Raw genomic sequence first — 16,888 nt, 5'->3', positions numbered from 1 at the left:
GGCGGGGCTAGCGTGGCCGGCATGCAGACCCCCGCACCCGGGACCCTCCGCGTCCTCCACCTGTCCGGCACCCACCTGACCGGCGACGGAGCCCTGCACCAGGGGTCCGTCGACACCACGGCCGCGCTCGAGGCCGTCCTCGCCCGGGTCGACGACGTCCCCGGCGTCGGACTCGTCGTCGTGTCGGGCGACGTGTCCGAGGACGGCAGCCCCGAGTCCTACGCCGCCGTCCGCGACCGGGTCGGCGGGTGGGCGGAGGGACACGGAGCGGCCTTCGTCGCCGTGCCCGGCAACCACGACCTCCGCGAGGGGTTCCGGCAGGTCCTCGCGAACGGGCACGTCCTCGGCGAGGGCGGCCGACCCCTCGCGCACACGATGGAGTACCACCCGCCGACGGTCCCGGTGTGGGGGCAGTCCCTCGTCGCCGGCCGCCGCGTCGTCACCCTCGACACGAGCGTCCCCGGTGCCGGGTACGGCGAGCTCGACGACCCCACGCTCGAGCGGCTCCGCACCGTGCTCGCCGAGGAGCCCGCGCCGTACGGCACCGTCCTCGTCCTGCACCACCCGCCGCTGCCCGCGCCCACCGCCCTGCACGAGGCGTTGCAGCTGCGGGACCCGGGCGCGCTCGCCGACGTCGTCCGCGGCTCGGACGTGCGGGTCGTCCTCGCCGGCCACTACCACCACCACTTCGCCGGGAGCCTCGCGGGGGTGCCGGTCCTGGTCGCCCCCGGCGTCGCGAACGACACCGACGTGGTCGGGCCGTGGTCCGAGGAGTCGGCGTCGACCGACTCCGGAGCGCTGGTCGTCGACCTCGCCGAGGACGGCTCGGTCTGGTCGACGCCGGTCCGCGTCCCGCGCCCCGAGGGTGACCGGGTCGTGTTCCGGTTCGACGCCGAGACCGTGACCCGCATCATCGACGCATCCACCGGCCGCTGACGCTCCGACTACCGGTTGGGAGGCGCGGGTCGGCGCCGCCACGCGCCTCCAGACCGACCGCTCGCCGTTGACGAACGCGTGCCGCGCGACCGAGGCGGGCGCTCGCCCGCCACGGGGTGCGGGCGGGTACCCCGCGCGTTCGGGCACCGGACGGGAACGCCGAGTAGGCCGGGTGCACACGAACGAAGGAGTACCCATGCGGATCGGCAGTGCAGTGCAGTACGACCGGTACGGCGACTTCGACGTCGTCGAGCTCGTCCCCCAGGAGCGCCCCGACGCCGGGCCGGGCGAGATCGTCGTCGAGATCGTCGCCGCCGGGCTGAACCACATCGAGCGGTTCCTGCGCGAGGGACGGCTCAAGGACCACATCGACCTGCAGTTCCCGGCTCGGCAGGGCGTCGACTTCGCCGGCATCGTCCGCGCGAAGGGCAAGGACGTCAAGGACCTCCGGGTCGGCGACGAGGTCATGGGCCACGCGCCGGAGGGCGGTTCCCACGCCACCTGGCTGGTCGTCCCCCGAGGCGCGGTCATCAAGAAGCCGGAGCACGTCGGCTGGGAGGTCGCCGGCGGCCTGTACCTCGCCGGGTGCACGGCGGTGTCGGTCGTCCGGTCACTGAAGCTCGGGCCGGACGACACCGTGGTGATCAGCGCGGCGGCCGGCGGTGTCGGCCACATCGAGTGCCAGCTCGCCCACGACGCCGGGGCGACCGTGATCGCCCTCGGTAGCCCGCGCAACCACGACTACCTGCGCCAGATCGGCACGCTCCCGGTCGCCTACGGCGACGGCGAGGAGGACCGGATCCGCGCGATCGCGGGCGGCCGACCGATCACCGCCTTCATCGACAACCACGGTGAGAGCGACGCCGAGCGGCTCGCGGAGCGCCTCGGGGTCCCGAGCGGACGCTTCGTGTCGTCCGAGGAGCGCCGGGACATCGAGGTCCGGTTCCTCCGTGCACCGGCGGAGGACGAGGAGACGCGCGAACTGCTCACGCTCCTGGCGAAGGCCGTGCAGGACCGGCGCGTGCAGGTGCTCATCTCGGGCTTCTACCCGTTCGAGTACATCGTCGAGGCGTACGAGGACCTGGCCGAGATGAAGTCCCGCGGCAAGGTCGTCATCGGCATGCAGACGGTGGAGACCGGTGCGCGGCTCGACTGGTACCGGTCGGAGAAGGCGCGCGACCTCCGCGATCGCTACGCCGACGCGCGTGGTGCGGACACCGAGACCATGGCCGGGGGATCGGCGAGCCCCGCCAGCTGACCACCGCCGACGGAGGACGTCCTGGGCTGCGAGCGCGCTAGCTCAGGACGTCCTTCGTCGCGAACCGGCTGTAGGCCAGCGCGCCGAAGACCACGACGTAGCCCAATTGGAGCACGGCGTTCGACCCGAACGAGTCGAAGGCGATCGGGTCCCGCAAGAGGTCGCCGAAGCCGAGCCACTGGTGCGAGAACAGGAACGGGTGCAGCCAGTCGAGCTGCGGCAGCTGGTCGAGCACCTGGGACGCCCCGGCGAGCACGACGGTCGCCGCCATCGCCCCCACCGGGACGCTCGTGAGCGTCGAGGCGAAGAGCCCGATGGCGGAGAGCCCGAGCATCGACAGCGTCACGTAGAGCGCGAGGAGCAGCGCTCGGCCGGCGTAGGACCAGCCGTCCACCTGCGTGCCCGACAGCAGGGTCACCGGACCGATCGGGAACAGCACCGCGCCGATGGCCGCGCCGACCAGCACGATGAGCAGCGTGGCGGCGAGGCAGAACGCGACGGCGCCGACGTACTTCACCAGGACGAAGCGCAGGCGCCCGGTCGGTGCGACGAGCAGGTACCGGATGGTGCCGTGGCTCGCCTCGCCGGCCACGGTGTCCCCGGCGACCACCCCGACGGTGAGCGGGAGGAACAGCGGGATCGAGACGGTGAGCGCGGTGAAGGAGACGAACAGACCGTTGTTCGTGATGTCGCCGAGGAACGCCGGACCGCCGCTGTCCCCGCCGGTGGTCAGCCGGACGGCGACCGCGATGAGGATCGGCACCAGCGCGAGGGCGCCGAGCATCGCCCAGGTGCGACGTCGGCGGAACACCAGGGCGAGTTCGGACCCGAGGAGCGCGAGCGGCCGCTGTCGGCCCGCGGCGGGCACCGTCGCGGGCTGGCCGCCGTCGCCGGCACGCTCGGTGGCGAGGTCGGTCTCAGGCTGCGACATCGAAGCCCTCCCCGGTGAGCGCGACGAAGAGGTCTTCGAGGGTGCCCCCGCCGACCGTCAGCCCGCGGACGCGGACGTCCGCCCGGACGAGCTCGGCGGTGATCGCCTCGGGCAGGACGGCGTCCGGCAGGTCCGCGACGAGCACGTCGGCGCCGCCCTCGTGCCGCGGGGTCAGGCCGAGTCGCATCAGGACGGTCCCGGCCTGGCCGAGGTCCGGGGTGCGGACCGTCACCGTGCGGGCGCCGGCCGAGCGGAGCTCGTCCATCGGGCCCTGCGCGACGATCCGGCCGGTCCGCATGACGGCGGCGTGCGTGCACACCTGCTCGATCTCGGCGAGCAAGTGGCTCGACACGAAGACGGTCCTGCCGTCGTCGGCCAGGGAGCGGATGAGGTTGCGGACCTCGCGCGTTCCCTGCGGGTCGAGCCCGTTCGTCGGCTCGTCGAGCACCAGCAGGTCGCGGGGTGCGAGCAGCGCGTTCGCGAGGCCGAGCCGCTGCTTCATGCCGAGCGAGTAGGCGTGCGCCTTCTTGTCGGCAGCGTGGGTCAGTCCGACGCGGTCGAGGGCTGCGGCGACGCGGTGCTTCCGGGTCCGGGGGTCGGAGGTGGGGTCGGCGGCGTCGAACCGCCCGAGGTTCGCGCGGCCGGACAGGTACGGGTAGAACGCCGGACCCTCGACGAGTGCGCCGACGCGGGGCAGGACCTCGCGCAGCGCCGTCGGCATCGGTCGGCCGAGCACCTCGATCGAGCCGCCCGTCGCGCCGGACAGACCGAGGAGCATGCGGATCGTGGTCGTCTTGCCGGAGCCGTTCGGCCCGAGGAAGCCGAAGACGGCCCCGCGGGGGACGGCGAGGTCGATGCCGTCCACCGCGCGCTGCTTGCGGAAGACCTTCTGGAGGCCCGTGGTGCGGATCGCGAGGTCGGCCGTCGGGACCGGGTCGGTGCGGTCGACGGCCGTCGGTGCGGTCGCGCTCACTTGGCGGCGGCGACCAGCGCGGACACCGGTACGGCACCGGCCAGGACCCGGCCGTCGTCCGTCAGGTACACGGAGACGAGCGACGTCTGGACCGCGCGGCCCCCGTCGACGGCCTTGGTGACCTGGTTCAGCAGGCCGGACGCGTCGTCCCCGAGTGCCGAGCGGTCCACGGAGCCGGCGGGGAGTTCGGCGATCGTGCTCCAGCCCGTCCCCGTGACGGTGGGCTCGGCACCGGTGCGGTGCGCACCGCCGTCCCGGTGGTGGTGGGCGTGGCCCGTCGCGTCGGAGAGGTCCTTCGTCTGGACCTTCGCGCCGGACGGCGGGGTGAAGTCGAAGAGCCGCGCTGCCGGCGCGCCGTAGGACAGGCTCGTGAACCCGACCTGCACGGCGGGGTCGTCCTGGCCGGTCGCCGCGATCGTCGCGCGGAGCGGGAGCCCGGTCTGCTGGTCGACGGCGAGGCGGACCGATCCGACGAGCGTGCCGGAGGACTTCGGCGTCAGCGTGATCTGCCACGCGTCGTGCCCGGCGACCCGGACCTCGGCCGGCTTCGACACCGTCGTGCTCGGGGTGATGGCGTCGATGGCCTGGCGGGCGATCTGCGCCGGGGTCGTGGCGCCGTCCCGCGGGGTCGTCGCACCGTCGGGGAGCGTCACGTGGGTCGCGGTGCGCTCCTTCGAGTCCCAGGTCCAGACGTCCGAGCCGTTGCGGACGAGGTCCTGCTCGGCGAGCTGCTGGGTGAGCTGGACGCGCTGCTTGTCGGGCCCGTCGACGTAGACGCGGGCGGTGTGCGACGAGGTCAGGAGTCCGAGGGCGTCCGAGGCGTCGCCCTCGAGCGAGGACCCGCCGGAGCCGGTCGGGAGTTCCGGGAGGCCCAGGTCGCTCGTCTGCACGAGCTTGCCCGAGTACTGCGCGTCGGAGGACTGCGCGATGCTGGCGATGACGTCGGCGGCGGTCGGCTTCGTCCCTGCGATCGGGTCGTTCGCGGCGCTCGCGATCATCGGAGCGGCGACGGCGCCGGCCACGACGACCGGCGCGATGACTGCTGGCAGCCAGGCTGACTTCTTCATCGGTTTCCCCTCGGTGGAGCATCGGAGTCGTGGGTACGGTACGTCCGGCCCCCGACAGTCGGCTGGGCGTTCGTAGACTCGCAGGCACGGCCGACGGCGGTCGGCGACGGCGGAGGAGGCGGCATGCGGGCGGTGCTCGGGGTGGACGTCGGGACGTCGAGCACGAAGGCACTGCTGGTCGGCTTCGACGGCTCGGTGATCGCCGAGGCGAGCCGGTCGCACGCGGTCGACCGACCCGAGCAGGGACTCGTCGAGATGGACTCGGACGTCTGGTGGGACGAGTTCGTCGCCCTGACCCGCGAGCTCCTGGAACGCGTCCCCGCGGCCGAGGTGACCGCCGTCGGGGTGAGCGGCATCGGCCCGTGCGTGCTCCTCACCGACGCGGACGGTGCACCCCTGCGGCCGGCGGTGCTGTACGGCGTCGACACCCGCACGGCGGGGATGCTCGGCGCGGTCACCGACGAACTGGGCGGCGAGGCGGCGGTCCGGGCGCGGTGCGGTTCCGCGCTGAGCACGCAGGCCGCCGGCGTCAAGCTCGCCTGGCTCGCCCGCGAGGAACCCGGCGTGTGGGCCCGCGCCGCGCGCTTCACCATGCCGTCGTCACGCGTCGTCGAGCGCCTGACGGGGGAGTACGTCCTCGACCACCACTCGGCGAGCCAGTGCACGCCCCTCTACGACGTGCACGCGAACGCGTGGATCCCGGAGTGGTGCGACCGGTTGGCGCCCGGTCTCGCGATGCCGCGCCTCCTGTGGTCCGGCGACCGGGTGGGCGTGGTGACCGAGGAGGCGGCCGCGGCCACGCGCCTCCCGGCCGGCATCCCGGTGACGGCCGGGACGATCGACGCCTGGGCCGAGGGCGTGAGCGTCGGGGAGTCGGAGCCCGGCCGGATGTTCCTGCAGTACGGGACCACGATGTTCATGATCGTGCCGACCACCCGCCCGGTCTCGGTCCCGGGGATGTGGACGACCGTCGGGACGCACCCCGGGCAGTCGAGCGTCGCCGGTGGCACGGCGACCTCGGGCGCGATCACCGCGTGGGTGCGGGACCTCGTCGACGCCGACTGGGCCGTGATGCTCGAGGAGGCGCGGTGCTCCGGCATCGGCGCGAACGGCCTGCTGATGCTGCCGTACTTCGCGGGGGAGCGGACACCGATCGCGGACCCGGACGCCCGCGGGGTGATCGCCGGTCTCACCGTCCGGCACACCCGCGGCGACGTGTACCGGGCGACGCTCGAGGCGACGGCGTACGCGGTGCGCCACAACGTCGAGGTGCTGCGCGCCGCCGGTGTCGAGGTCCGTGGTCTCGTGGGTGCGGGCGGGGGGCTGCTCGGGCGGCTGTGGCCGACGATCGTGTCGGACGTGACCGGGTTGCCGCAGACGATCCCGACGGTGACGGTCGGTGCGTGCTACGGGTCCGCGTTCCTGGCGGCCGGACTCGCCGCCGAGCCCGGCGACTTGGTCGACATCGCCCTGTGGAACCCGCCCGCCGACCGCATCGAGCCGGACCCGGCGGCCACCGCGGCGTACGACGCCGGGTACCGCGACTACCGCGAGCTGTACGAGGCGACGAAGGCCGTCGTGCACCGGCTGGCGGCCCGGGGCTGACCGTTCGACACCGGTCGACGGACACAGCACCGCGCGGGTGCACGCCGCTGTGTCCGTCGACCGGTGTTCCGCGAGCCAGCGCCTACGCGGACGCGTCGACGCCGGCGGGAGCGCTGGCGTCGGCAGTGCTCGGTTCGTAGGAGCAGATCGCCTGCACCTTCTCGGCACTCGCCGACGAGGTGTCGAAGGTGTAGCCGAGCCACTCCTTCGCCAGACGGCGAGCGAGTTCGACGCCGATGACACGCTGCCCCATGCAGAGCACCTGGGCGTCGTTCGACAGGACCGAGCGCTCGACGCTGTACGAGTCGTGCGCCGTCACGGCCCGGATGCCCGGCACCTTGTTCGCGCTGATCGCGACGCCGAGGCCGGTGCCGCAGATCAGGATCGCGCGGTCGGCCTCGCCCGACGCGACCAGGCGGGCGGCGTCGACGGCGACGTGCGGGTAGGCGGTGTGGCCGTCGGCGTCGACACCGACGTCGACCACGGAGGCGACGCGGTCGTCGTCCTGCAGGTCCTGCTTGATGATCTCCTTGTAGTCGAACCCGGCATCGTCCGAGCCGATCACGAGACGGTACGTCATGCGTGTGTCCCTTCCTTGTCTGCTGCACGAGCGGCGATGACCTCGCCGACCCGCGTGAGGACCATCCCCATCGAGGTGGCACCCGCGTCGGGCGTCCCCAGGCTCTTCTCGGCCAGTGGCCGGGCACGGCCGACCCTCGGCCGGAGGTCGGCGGTCGCAGCTGCCTGCTCGACGGCGACCGCAGCGGCAGCCTGCCACGCGTCCGTGAGTCCGCGCCCAGCCTCGACGCCGTCCCGCAGCTCGTCGACGAACGGCAGGAGCGCGTCCAGCAGTGTCTTGTCCCCGCGGGAGGCGCCCCCGAGGTGCACGATCGAGTCGGCGAACGCCTGCGCCGCGTCGACGACGTCCGCGGCCTCGATCGCGTCGCGGTCGTCGCGGAGCGACCGGCCGAAGGCCTCGAGGGCCGCACCCCACAGGACGCCGGAGGTGCCGCCCGCGAACTCGGCCCACGCGTCACCGGCGCGTCCGAGGACGAAGGCGACCCCGGCCTCCTGGCCGACCGTCCCGACGGCCCCGCGGGCTGCACCGATCCCCTTCACCATGCCGCGTCCGTGGTCGCCGTCGCCGGCGACCGCGTCGATGCGGCCGAGCTCCTCCTCGTGCTCCCGCAGGAGCGCGTCGATCGCCTCGATCGCGGCGCGCGCAGTGTCCGCGGCCTGCCGGGAGGCGCTGCTCGCGTCCGGCACGACCGTCGCCGCGTCCTCGGTGGCGTCCACCGCGTCCGCCGGCACGAGCGCCGCGACCGGCGCCGCCACCTTCCGGTACGCGGGTGTGTAGGCGTCGGCCTTCCAGAGCGTCTCGAGCTCCGCGTCGAGCCACTGCAGGGTGAGCGAGCAGCCGCCCATGTCGAGGCTCGTGACGAGTTCACCGACCTCGGGTTCGACGACCTCGATGCCGGCCTGCTGCAGGAGGGGGAGGATCCGGCCCCAGAGCAGGAACAGTTCCTCGTACTTGGTGTCGCCGAGCCCGTTCAGGATCGGCGCGACCCGGGAGCCCGCGGACGCGGGGCGGTCCGCGAGCAGGCGCGACACCAGGAGGTCCGCGAGCTCGGAGGCCGGGAGGAGCGGCACGTCCTCGATGCCGGGCTCGCCGTGGATGCCGAGCCCGAGGCCGAGGTGGCCCTCCGGGACGGTGAAGAGCGGTTCGGTCGCGCCGGGCATCGTGCAGCCCGAGAACGCGACGCCGATCGTGCGGGTGGCACGGTTGGAGGCGTTGCCGACCCGTTCGACCTCGTCGAGGTCGGCCCCGGCTGCCGCTGCGGCGCCCATGGCCTTGAAGACCGAGAAATCACCCGCGATGCCGCGGCGGTCCGACTCCTCGTCGGCGCTGGCGATGTCGTCCGTGACGACGACGATGCGGGTGTCGATGCCCTCGGCGTTCAGTCGTTCGGCTGCGAGCCCGAAGTTCATCGTGTCGCCGGCGTAGTTGCCGAACGAGAGCACGACGCCCTTGCCCTGGTCGGCGGCCTTGGCGACCGAGTAGACCTGCGCGGTGGACGGCGAGGTGAAGATGTTGCCGACGACGGCGCCGGTGGCGAGACCCGGGCCGACGACACCGCAGAACGCGGGGTAGTGGCCGGAGCCGCCGCCGACGACGACGGCCACCTGCGGCTCGGCGCCCTCGGTCGGCAGCGTGACGACGCCGCCGTGGACGCCCCGCACGCGGTCGGCGTAGAGGGCGAGCCAGCCGGCGAGCTGGTCCTCGGCGAACTCGTCGGGGTCGTCGTGGATCGTGGTCATGGTGCTTGTCCTTCGCATCAGGTGGGGGTGGTGCACCGGGCGACGGCGGGACGGCCGCCGTCGCCCGGAACTCAGTGTGCGCTCCGGCCCTGGGGCACCTTTAGGAAGTGGATCATCACGAAGGCGCAGGCGTAGAGGCCGACGAACGTCCAGGTCGCGGCCTGTCCGCCGCCACCGAGCGCGAAGACGGCGGCGACGACACCCGTGCCGAGGAAGGCCGCACCGCCCGCGGCGGTCGTGTACATCGCCATCGCGGCACCCTTGTGGTCGGGGGCGAGCGCCGGCATGATCGCGCCCATCGGCACGAACCCGGCGAGCAGGCAGCCGAACACGCAGCCCGCGACGACGGAGAGCACGTAGCCCCAGTCCGACCCGGCGGGGACGAGCTGCGGGACGTACCACCAGGCGACCAGGCCCGTCGCGGACCCGACGATGCCGAACCACTTGACGGTGCGCTGCCAGCCGATCTTGTCGCCGACCCAGCCGAAGAGGGCGTTCACGAGGATGTTCGTCGCGTACACGCACACGGTCATCAGGAGCCACCGGCCCTGGCCCCAGCCGCGGTCGTTCGCGATGACGGCCGGCAGGACGACGAACATGCCGAACTCGGGCGCCGTGTTGATCAGGCGGACGAGGAAGCCCATCAGGATCTTCGGTCGGGTGGCGGTGAGCCGGATGCCGCTCGTCATCACCTGCCAGGCGCTCTCGCCCGCCGGGGCGATCCGCGAGAACCCGTTCGGGAGCCGGACGCCGAACAGCATGATCAGGAAGCCGATGACGACCAGACCGATCGAGGCGACCATCGCGCCGGTCTCACCGACCGTGCCCCCGCCGAAGACCGGGATGGCGCCGATCGCGAAGAGCGAGCCGAGCGTCGGCAGCCCGCCGGTGAAGGCCACGTAGAACCAGCCCACCGCGGAGCCGTTCCGCTCGACCGGGGTGGTGATGTTGACCCAGACGAGGAAGGCGAAGGCGAACAGCGGGTAGCCGAAGCCCCGGAGCGCGTAGGTCACGGCGGCGAACGGCACGCTGCCGACGTTCAGGGCGACCAGGAACAGGACCTCGAAGACCACCCAGACCGCGAAGCCGAGGATCATCACCCGGCGCGGACCGACCAGGTCGGACAGGGCGCCGGAGACGTAGCTGCCGATCAGGGCAGCGAGGCTGTAGAAGGTGACGATCGTCGCCACCGTGGCCTCGGGGCTGCCGAGGACCGCGACCATGTGCGGGGTGATGAAGTTCGACTCGACGCCGTTGCCGGTCATGAAGACCAGGACGGCGACGAAGCCGAGTGCGAGCGGTCGGGGGATCCCCATCCGGTCGAGGCGGCCCTCCGGGCGAGGGCTGCGGGACGTCGTGGGCGCACCGGTGGCGCGCGATGTCGTCGCTGACATGCTTGCTGACTCCTGTGGTGGGGCGGGCTCAGGCCTGCAGGGACGGGATGATCGACACCTTGACGCTGGCGCCGGCGGAGTCGCCGACCAGGTCGAGGGCCTCCTGGAAGCGTTCGAGCGGGAACTGGTGCGTGCAGATCTCCGACATCGGCAGCGTCTCGGACTCGAGCAGCTTGATCGCTGCCGGCCAGGTGTGCGGGCCGAGGTGGGCGCCGCGGACGTCGAGCTCCTTGTCGTCGGAGATGATCGACCAGTCGACGGAGACGTCGTCCTTGAACACCGAGTACTCGACGAACGTGCCGAGCTTGCGGAGCAGGGCGAGGCCCTGCGGCACCGCGGACGGGTGGCCGGTCGCCTCGATGTAGACGTCGGCCCCGTACCCGTCGGTGAGCTCCTTGACGCGGGCGACCGCGTCGTCCGAGGCGATGTTGATCGTGATGTCGGCGCCGACCTTGCGGGCGAGTGCGAGCTTCGCCTCGACGACGTCGAGCGCGATGATGCGGAGCGGGTTCTTCTGGCGGGCGCCGGCGATGGCGGAGAGGCCGATCGGGCCGGCACCGGCGATGACCACCGTGTCGCCGAACTTGACGTCGCCGCGCTCGACGGCGTGGAACGCGCAGGAGAGCGGCTCGGCGAAGGCGGCGACCTGGCCGGGGAGGGCACTCGACACCGGGTGCGTCAGGGCCTTGGCGGGCACGAGGACGTACTCGGCCATGGCGCCGTCGTAGCCCTTGAACCCGAACATGTCGTGGACGTTGCACATCCAGTACGCGCCCTCGAGGCAGTACCTGCACTCCCAGCACGGCACGATCTGCTCGCACGCGATGCGGTCGCCGACGGACACCTTCCGCTCGGCGAGGGTGTCGTCGTCACCGGCGACGATCGTGCCGACGAACTCGTGCCCGGGGATGCGGTCGGTTTCGGCCCAGGCGGGGCGGTTCTCGTCGCCCCAGAACTTCGCGGCGCCGTGGTAGCACTTCAGGTCGCTGGCGCAGATCCCGACGGCGTCGGTGCGGAGCAGGAGCTCGCCCGGGCCGGGCGTCGGCACGGGGCGGGTCTCGAGGCGGTAGTCGCCCGGGCCGTGCACGACGACGGCGCGCATCGTCGTGGGGATCTCGGTGGTGGCCGTGGTGCCGGCCGCGGTCTCGTTCGTCGTCGTCGACATGAGCTGCTCCTTCATCGGTTCGCTTCGGCCATGACTGTACACCCGACAGAACGTTTGTCCAGAACACAATTTCTGGTAGCGTCCCGACCGAACGCGAAGGAGCGCACATGAGCACCAGCACGACCACCGACCTCGCCGCGGCCGTCCGCCCCGGCCCCGACTCGGTCGACATGACGAACGACTTCACCGGCCGCACGGCGGTCGTGACGGGCGGGGCCTCCGGCATCGGGAACGCCGTCGCCCGTGCGCTCGCCGCCCGCGGTGCCCGGGTGGCGATCCTCGACGTCCGCGCGGACGCCGCGACGACCGCCGCGGCCGACCTGCCGGGCGCGGCCGACGCCGTGGGCGGGACCGCCCCGTCGGCGCAGGTCGACGGGGCGGGCGCACCCACGGGCCTCCACGCCGGGTACGGGTGCGACGTGACGGACGAGGACTCCGTGGCACGCACCGTGGCCGCCGTCGCGGAGCGTTCGGGCCGGATCGACGTGCTCGTCAACTGCGCCGGCATCGCCGCGCTGGCCCCCGCGGAGGACCTCGACGCGGCGACGTGGGCGCGGACGATCGACGTCAACCTGACCGGGACGCACCGGGTCTCGCAGGCCGTCGGGCGGCACATGCTCGCCGCCGGGTACGGGCGCATCGTGACGATCGCGTCGCAGGCCGCCCACGTCGGGATCGACGGGCACGCGGCGTACTGCGCGTCGAAGGCCGGCGTGGTCGGCCTGACCCGTGTGCTCGCGCTCGAGTGGGGCGGCCGTGGCGTCACGGTGAACACCGTCTCCCCGACCGTCGTGCTCACGGACCTCGGTCGCGCTGCCTGGGCGAACGAGAAGGGCCTGCGGCACCAGGAGGAGATCCCCACCGGCCGCTTCGCCACACCCGACGAGGTCGCCGCCGCCGTGCTGTTCCTGTCCGGGGAGTCGAGCGCGATGGTCAACGGCGCCGACCTTCGCGTCGACGGCGGGTTCACGATCCGCTGAGGGGTGCCCGGACTACGATCGCGGTGTCCGATCGAGCCGAAGGGTCCCGCTCCATGTCCTCCGAGAGCACAGCGGGCGCGGAGGGTGCCCGGACGCGGTTCCCCCTCGACACCGTCTACCAGGCCGCACGGATGTACTACCTCGAGGACGCCACCCAGGTGGAGATCGCGTCGCGGCTGGGTGTCTCGCGGCCGACCGTGAGCCGGCTCGTCGCCGAGGCGCGCAAGGCGGGACTCGTCCGGATCGAGGTCGTCGACCCGTTCCAGGACGAGACGGTGGCGCTCGCCGAGCGGCTGCAGGTCGTGCTCGGACTCCACGCCGTGCACCTCGCGGCCGTGACGCACACCGCGACGCTCGGGGCCGACCTGGCCGGACCGCTCGCCGCGGCGGTCGAGGGCATGTCGCTGGTCCCTGGCGACGCCGTCCTGATGTCCTCGGGTCGCACCGTGTACGACGTCGCGCACGCGGGCATGCCTCCGCTGGCCGGCGTGCAGCTCGTCCCCACCGTCGGCGGGCAGGCGGATCCGATGCCCTGGTTCCAGACGAACGAGATCACCCGGACCGCCGCCGAGCACTCCGGGGCGATCCCGGCGTTCCTCTTCGCGCAGGCGCTGCCGTCACCCGCGATGCGGTCCTCGCTCGACGAGGACCCCGCCTTCCAGCACGTCGTCGGGCTGTGGGGACGGGCGAAGGGCGCGATCCTCGGCATCGGCGCCCCCACCCCGACCCGCGACGCACTCGCCAGGGGCATCCCCGTCGAGGACGCCGTGTTCGACCAGGCCGCCGGGGACGTCTGCCTGAACTTCTACGCCGCCGACGGGTCGGCCATCGAGTTCCCGGGGAGCGACCGCATGGTGCGCACCTCGCGCGAGTTGCTCGCAGCGGTCCCGCACGCCGTGGGAGTGGCCGTCGGCACGGCGAAGGTCCCGAGCATCGTGGGCGCCGTCCGCGCCGGGCTCGTCAACGAGCTGGTGACGGACGCCGCGACCGCGCGGGGGCTGCTCGACGCGCTCGCCTGAGGCGGTCCGGGCTGCCCGACGGTGCGCCTACCGCGTGCGCCGGACGTCCCAGAGGTGGTGCACCGGATCGTGCGCGTAGTAGGTGGCGAGGGTCGCCACCGTGAAGGCGCTGCCGTCCGACCGCAGTCCGGTGCGGTCGAGCTGGTCGTCGGTGACCGCCGCGAACGCGCGGGCGGCCCGTCCCGCCGCGACGTCGAGCTCGCGCGCGACGACGCTCGGGTCCTGCTCGCCGTACCGCTCCTGCACGGCGGTGGCGTCCTGGTCCCAGTTCGGGAAGGTCGGGGCGTCCTCGGCCAGCATGAGCGCGAGCCGCTCGGTCATCTTCCGGTGCACGTCGCGGACGTGCGCGCCGTACTCCAGCGGTGACCAGGTGTGGTCGTCCGGACGGTCACGGACGTCGTCGCGCTCGAGCACCTCCGGCCACGCCGCGGTGTTCGCCGCGATGACGTCCGGCACGTCCCAGATGCCCACCGAGCTGCCGTCGTAGCCGCACTCCGGGCACGCGGAGTCGATGACCCACGTCCAGCTCTTCGTCTCGGGTTCGATCGCCACCTCGCGATCGTACGGGCCGGTGCCGCGGTCCCGCACGTCGGACCGGTTCCGTATGGTGGCCCCATGCGACTGCTGCTCATCCGTCACGGCCAGACCCCAGCGAACGTGCACGGCGTCCTCGACGCCGCGGTGCCGGGCCCCGGTCTCACCGACCTCGGGCAGCAGCAGGCCGACGCGCTGCCGGCGGCGCTCGCCGACCGGGGCATCGAGCGGCTCTTCGTCTCGACGATGGTGCGGACGCAGATCACCGCGGCGCCCCTCGCCGCCGCGCTCGGGCTCGAGCCGGTGGTCCTCCCGGGGCTGCGCGAGATCGAGGCCGGCGAGACCCAGGGCAAGAGCGACAAGGTCTCCGTGCAGCTGTACATCTCGACCGTGCACGGCTGGTCGGCGGGGGACCGCAGCACGCGGATGCCCGGGGCCGAGAGCGGCGAGGAGTTCTTCGCGCGGTACGACGACGCGATCCGGCAGGTCGAGGCCACGGGTGCGGCGGTGGCCGCGGTCGTCAGCCACGGCGCGGCGATCCGGACCTGGGCGAGCGCCGCGGCGGAGAACACCCCGGACCACTTCGGCACGAAGCGGAACCTGGAGAACACCGGCATCGTCGAACTCGAGGGGTCGTCGGCCGACGGCTGGCGCCTGGTCGACTGGGAGGGCGAGCCGGTCGGCGGCGAGCAGCTCGTCGACCGGACCGCGCAGGACCCGACCGGCGAGCGGTTCTGACGCGCGGTCGCCACCGGGCGGGACGCTTCCACGGCTCGCGGGACGCGAGCACGCGACGAGACGCGTGCACAGACGGACGGGAGGCGCGGTGCCAGCTGGCACCGTCCTCCCTCGCAAGCTCGGTCGGCGCGCCCCGCGCAACGCTTCGCGTTGCCGCTGAGCGGGGCGCGCCCGTCCGTCCGTCGTCGCGTCGACTACGCGAGCTGCGACGCGGACGTCAGCGGCACGATCACGCCGTGCGACTCACGCAGCACGTCGAGCGTGCGCTGCACCTCGTCGGCCCGCTCCTCGGCCGTCCAGCCGAGGGTCTCGGCCAGGACGTCGGCCAGCTCGTCGAGCAGGTCGATGGTGACCCCGCCGACGAACGCGAGGTTCGTGCGGCGCAGGACCACGTCGACCAGGTGCACGGCCTGCTCGTTGCGGGCGAAGTAGGCGACCTCGGCGCGGGTCAGCGCCGGCTCCGACTCGAGCGGCTCGACCGGTCCGTCGACCAGGACGTCGACGACCTCGGCGGCGCGGGTGCCGTAGCGCTCGAGCAGCCCCTCGACGATCGACTCGTCGAGTCCGTCGCGGTGCGACTTGATCCACAGCGCGCGCTGGGCGTCGGTCGTCGGGTACTCCTTGCCGCCGCCGATCGGCATGCCGGTGGTGTCGACCGTGCGGGCGACGCCGAGCTTCTGCGTCGCCTCGGTCGAGAGGTGCGCGGCGAGGGCGCGGAACGTCGTCCACTTGCCGCCGACGAGCGACAGCACCGTGCTCCCCGGCAGGCCCGCGATCGGGGTGTCGACGATGCGGTAGTCGCGGGACACGAAACCGGGGGCGGTGTCCTCGTGACGGGGGAGCGGGCGGATGCCCGAGTAGCTGTAGACGATGTGGTCGCGGGTGACGTCGATCTGCGGGAAGACGTGCTTCACGAGCCCGAAGAAGTAGTCGATCTCCTCGTCGGTCGTCGTGACCGGCTTCGACGGGTCGGCGTCGATGTCGGTGGTGCCGATGAGGACCCGGCCCTTGAGCGGGTAGATGAGCACGATGCGGCCGTCGTTGTTCTCGAAGAACAGCTCGCGGCCCTTCGTCGCCTCGAGGAGCTCCGGGTTGTCGACGACGATGTGCGAGCCCTTCGTGCCGCCCATGAACTTCGTCTCGCCGCCGAACGCGCCGTTCGTCAGGTCGGTCCAGGGGCCGGACGCGTTGATCACGACGTCGGCGGTGAAGACGAACTCGTCGCCGGTCTCGCGGTCGCGCAGCAGGACGCCGCCGTCGCGGGTGCCCGCGGCCTCGACGTAGTTCGTGGCGCGGGCGGTGCTCGCGGATCCGGTGCCGGTGCCCGCGGCCAGGCCGTCCTTGAGGACGTCGAGCGCCAGGCGCTCCGGCTCGTGGACACTCGCGTCGTAGTAGGTGCCCGTGTACTTCAGGTCCTTGTTGAGGGCGGGCATGTCCTCGAGCGCGGCCTTCTTCGTGCGGAAGACGTGCTTCGGGACGGAGCCGCCGTCGCGCGAGAAGGAGTCGTAGATCGTCATGCCGATCTTGATGAGCATCGCGCCGCGCTCCTTCGTGGAGCGCTGCTTGTGCGTCAGCATCCGCAGGGGGGCGTTCATGATGCCGGAGAACGTCGAGAAGATCGGCATCGTCGTCTGCAGCGGCTTCACGTAGTGCGGGGCGATGCGGATCAGCCCGTTGCGCTCCTGCACGCTCTCGCGGACGAGGCGGAACTCGCCGTTCTCGAGGTAGCGGATGCCGCCGTGGATCATGTGGCTCGAGGCCGCGGAGGCCCCCGAGGCGTAGTCGCCGCGCTCGACGAGGGCGACGTCGACGCCCTGCAGCGCGAGGTCGCGGAAGGTGGCGATGCCGTTGATGCCGCCACCCACGACGAGGACCTGTGCGTTCGGGCGCTCCGTGAGCGCGTTCACCGTGTTCCGGGGCTGCGTCTTCTTCGACATCTGGTGCGTCGCTTCCTTGATCGGTTCGTGTG

15 protein-coding genes are annotated in these 16,888 nt (G+C 72.8%); 6 read left to right on the top strand and 9 right to left on the bottom strand.

The annotated features are described in order from the left end of the window. Positions 1–21: 21 nt before the first annotated feature. On the top strand, positions 22–936 hold the full coding sequence (locus AAEP86_RS16965; protein ID WP_420368449.1) for a metallophosphoesterase: 915 nt from the start codon (positions 22–24) through the stop codon (positions 934–936). A 196-nt stretch (positions 937–1,132) separates the two neighbouring features. Continuing rightward, positions 1,133–2,194, top strand: a complete 1,062-nt coding sequence (locus AAEP86_RS16960; protein WP_420368448.1) for an NADP-dependent oxidoreductase — start codon at positions 1,133–1,135, stop codon at positions 2,192–2,194. A 37-nt stretch (positions 2,195–2,231) separates the two neighbouring features. On the opposite strand, the gene AAEP86_RS16955 is transcribed toward AAEP86_RS16960, so the two are convergent. From AAEP86_RS16955 to AAEP86_RS16945, 3 genes are read right to left on the bottom strand one after another with little or no spacing between them, the layout of a single operon-like run. Next, a complete protein-coding gene (locus AAEP86_RS16955; RefSeq protein ID WP_420368447.1) occupies positions 2,232–3,125 on the bottom strand; it encodes an ABC transporter permease in 894 nt (297 codons plus the stop codon). Next, positions 3,112–4,098 carry an ABC transporter ATP-binding protein gene (locus AAEP86_RS16950; protein WP_420368446.1) on the bottom strand — a complete coding sequence of 329 codons (987 nt, stop codon included), beginning with the start codon at positions 4,096–4,098 and terminating at the stop codon, positions 3,112–3,114. Before AAEP86_RS16950 ends, AAEP86_RS16955 begins: the two co-directional genes overlap by 14 nt. After that, positions 4,095–5,165 carry a LolA family protein gene (locus AAEP86_RS16945; protein ID WP_420368445.1) on the bottom strand — a complete coding sequence of 357 codons (1,071 nt, stop codon included), beginning with the start codon at positions 5,163–5,165 and terminating at the stop codon, positions 4,095–4,097. The genes AAEP86_RS16950 and AAEP86_RS16945 overlap by 4 nt, the downstream gene beginning before the upstream one ends. Before the next feature lie 123 nt (positions 5,166–5,288). Between AAEP86_RS16945 and AAEP86_RS16940 the strand changes: the two genes are divergently transcribed. Then, a complete protein-coding gene (locus AAEP86_RS16940) occupies positions 5,289–6,770 on the top strand; it encodes an FGGY-family carbohydrate kinase (protein WP_420368444.1) in 1,482 nt (493 codons plus the stop codon). Between the two features lie 82 nt (positions 6,771–6,852). Here the strand turns inward: AAEP86_RS16940 and AAEP86_RS16935 are convergent, their stop codons facing one another. The 4 genes from AAEP86_RS16935 to AAEP86_RS16920 form a co-directional block, all read right to left on the bottom strand. Beyond that, positions 6,853–7,350 (bottom strand): ribose-5-phosphate isomerase, encoded by a 498-nt coding sequence (locus AAEP86_RS16935; protein ID WP_420368443.1) that lies wholly within the window; start codon positions 7,348–7,350, stop codon positions 6,853–6,855. After that, positions 7,347–9,089, bottom strand: a complete 1,743-nt coding sequence (locus tag AAEP86_RS16930) for a dihydroxyacetone kinase family protein (protein WP_420368442.1) — start codon at positions 9,087–9,089, stop codon at positions 7,347–7,349. The genes AAEP86_RS16935 and AAEP86_RS16930 overlap by 4 nt, the downstream gene beginning before the upstream one ends. A 71-nt stretch (positions 9,090–9,160) precedes the next feature. Next, a complete protein-coding gene (locus AAEP86_RS16925) occupies positions 9,161–10,483 on the bottom strand; it encodes an MFS transporter (protein ID WP_420368441.1) in 1,323 nt (440 codons plus the stop codon). Positions 10,484–10,511: 28 nt separating this feature from the next. Further along, entirely contained in the window at positions 10,512–11,648 is a 1,137-nt protein-coding gene (locus AAEP86_RS16920; RefSeq protein WP_420368440.1) for a zinc-binding dehydrogenase, read from the bottom strand. 107 nt (positions 11,649–11,755) lie between these two features. Between AAEP86_RS16920 and AAEP86_RS16915 the strand changes: the two genes are divergently transcribed. Beyond that, on the top strand, positions 11,756–12,628 hold the full coding sequence (locus AAEP86_RS16915; RefSeq protein ID WP_420368439.1) for a GolD/DthD family dehydrogenase: 873 nt from the start codon (positions 11,756–11,758) through the stop codon (positions 12,626–12,628). A 53-nt stretch (positions 12,629–12,681) separates the two neighbouring features. Continuing rightward, on the top strand, positions 12,682–13,647 hold the full coding sequence (locus AAEP86_RS16910) for a sugar-binding transcriptional regulator (RefSeq protein ID WP_420368438.1): 966 nt from the start codon (positions 12,682–12,684) through the stop codon (positions 13,645–13,647). A 27-nt stretch (positions 13,648–13,674) separates the two neighbouring features. Here the strand turns inward: AAEP86_RS16910 and AAEP86_RS16905 are convergent, their stop codons facing one another. Then, complete coding sequence (locus AAEP86_RS16905) at positions 13,675–14,199, bottom strand: DinB family protein (protein WP_420368437.1); 525 nt, start codon at positions 14,197–14,199, stop codon at positions 13,675–13,677. Between the two features lie 63 nt (positions 14,200–14,262). Between AAEP86_RS16905 and AAEP86_RS16900 the strand changes: the two genes are divergently transcribed. Further along, the gene (locus AAEP86_RS16900) at positions 14,263–14,919 is read left to right on the top strand and encodes a histidine phosphatase family protein (protein WP_420368436.1); all 657 of its coding nucleotides are present in this window, start codon (positions 14,263–14,265) and stop codon (positions 14,917–14,919) included. A gap of 194 nt (positions 14,920–15,113) precedes the next feature. Here AAEP86_RS16900 and AAEP86_RS16895 read toward each other — a convergent pair whose 3' ends face one another. After that, positions 15,114–16,856: an FAD-dependent oxidoreductase gene (locus AAEP86_RS16895; RefSeq protein ID WP_420368435.1), complete on the bottom strand. Its 1,743-nt coding sequence runs from the start codon at positions 16,854–16,856 to the stop codon at positions 15,114–15,116. Positions 16,857–16,888 lie beyond the last annotated feature (32 nt).

Source organism: Curtobacterium sp. L1-20 (assembly GCF_048755855.1).
Lineage (GTDB): Bacteria > Actinomycetota > Actinomycetes > Actinomycetales > Microbacteriaceae > Curtobacterium.
This window is presented reverse-complemented; position numbering and strand designations above follow the sequence as displayed.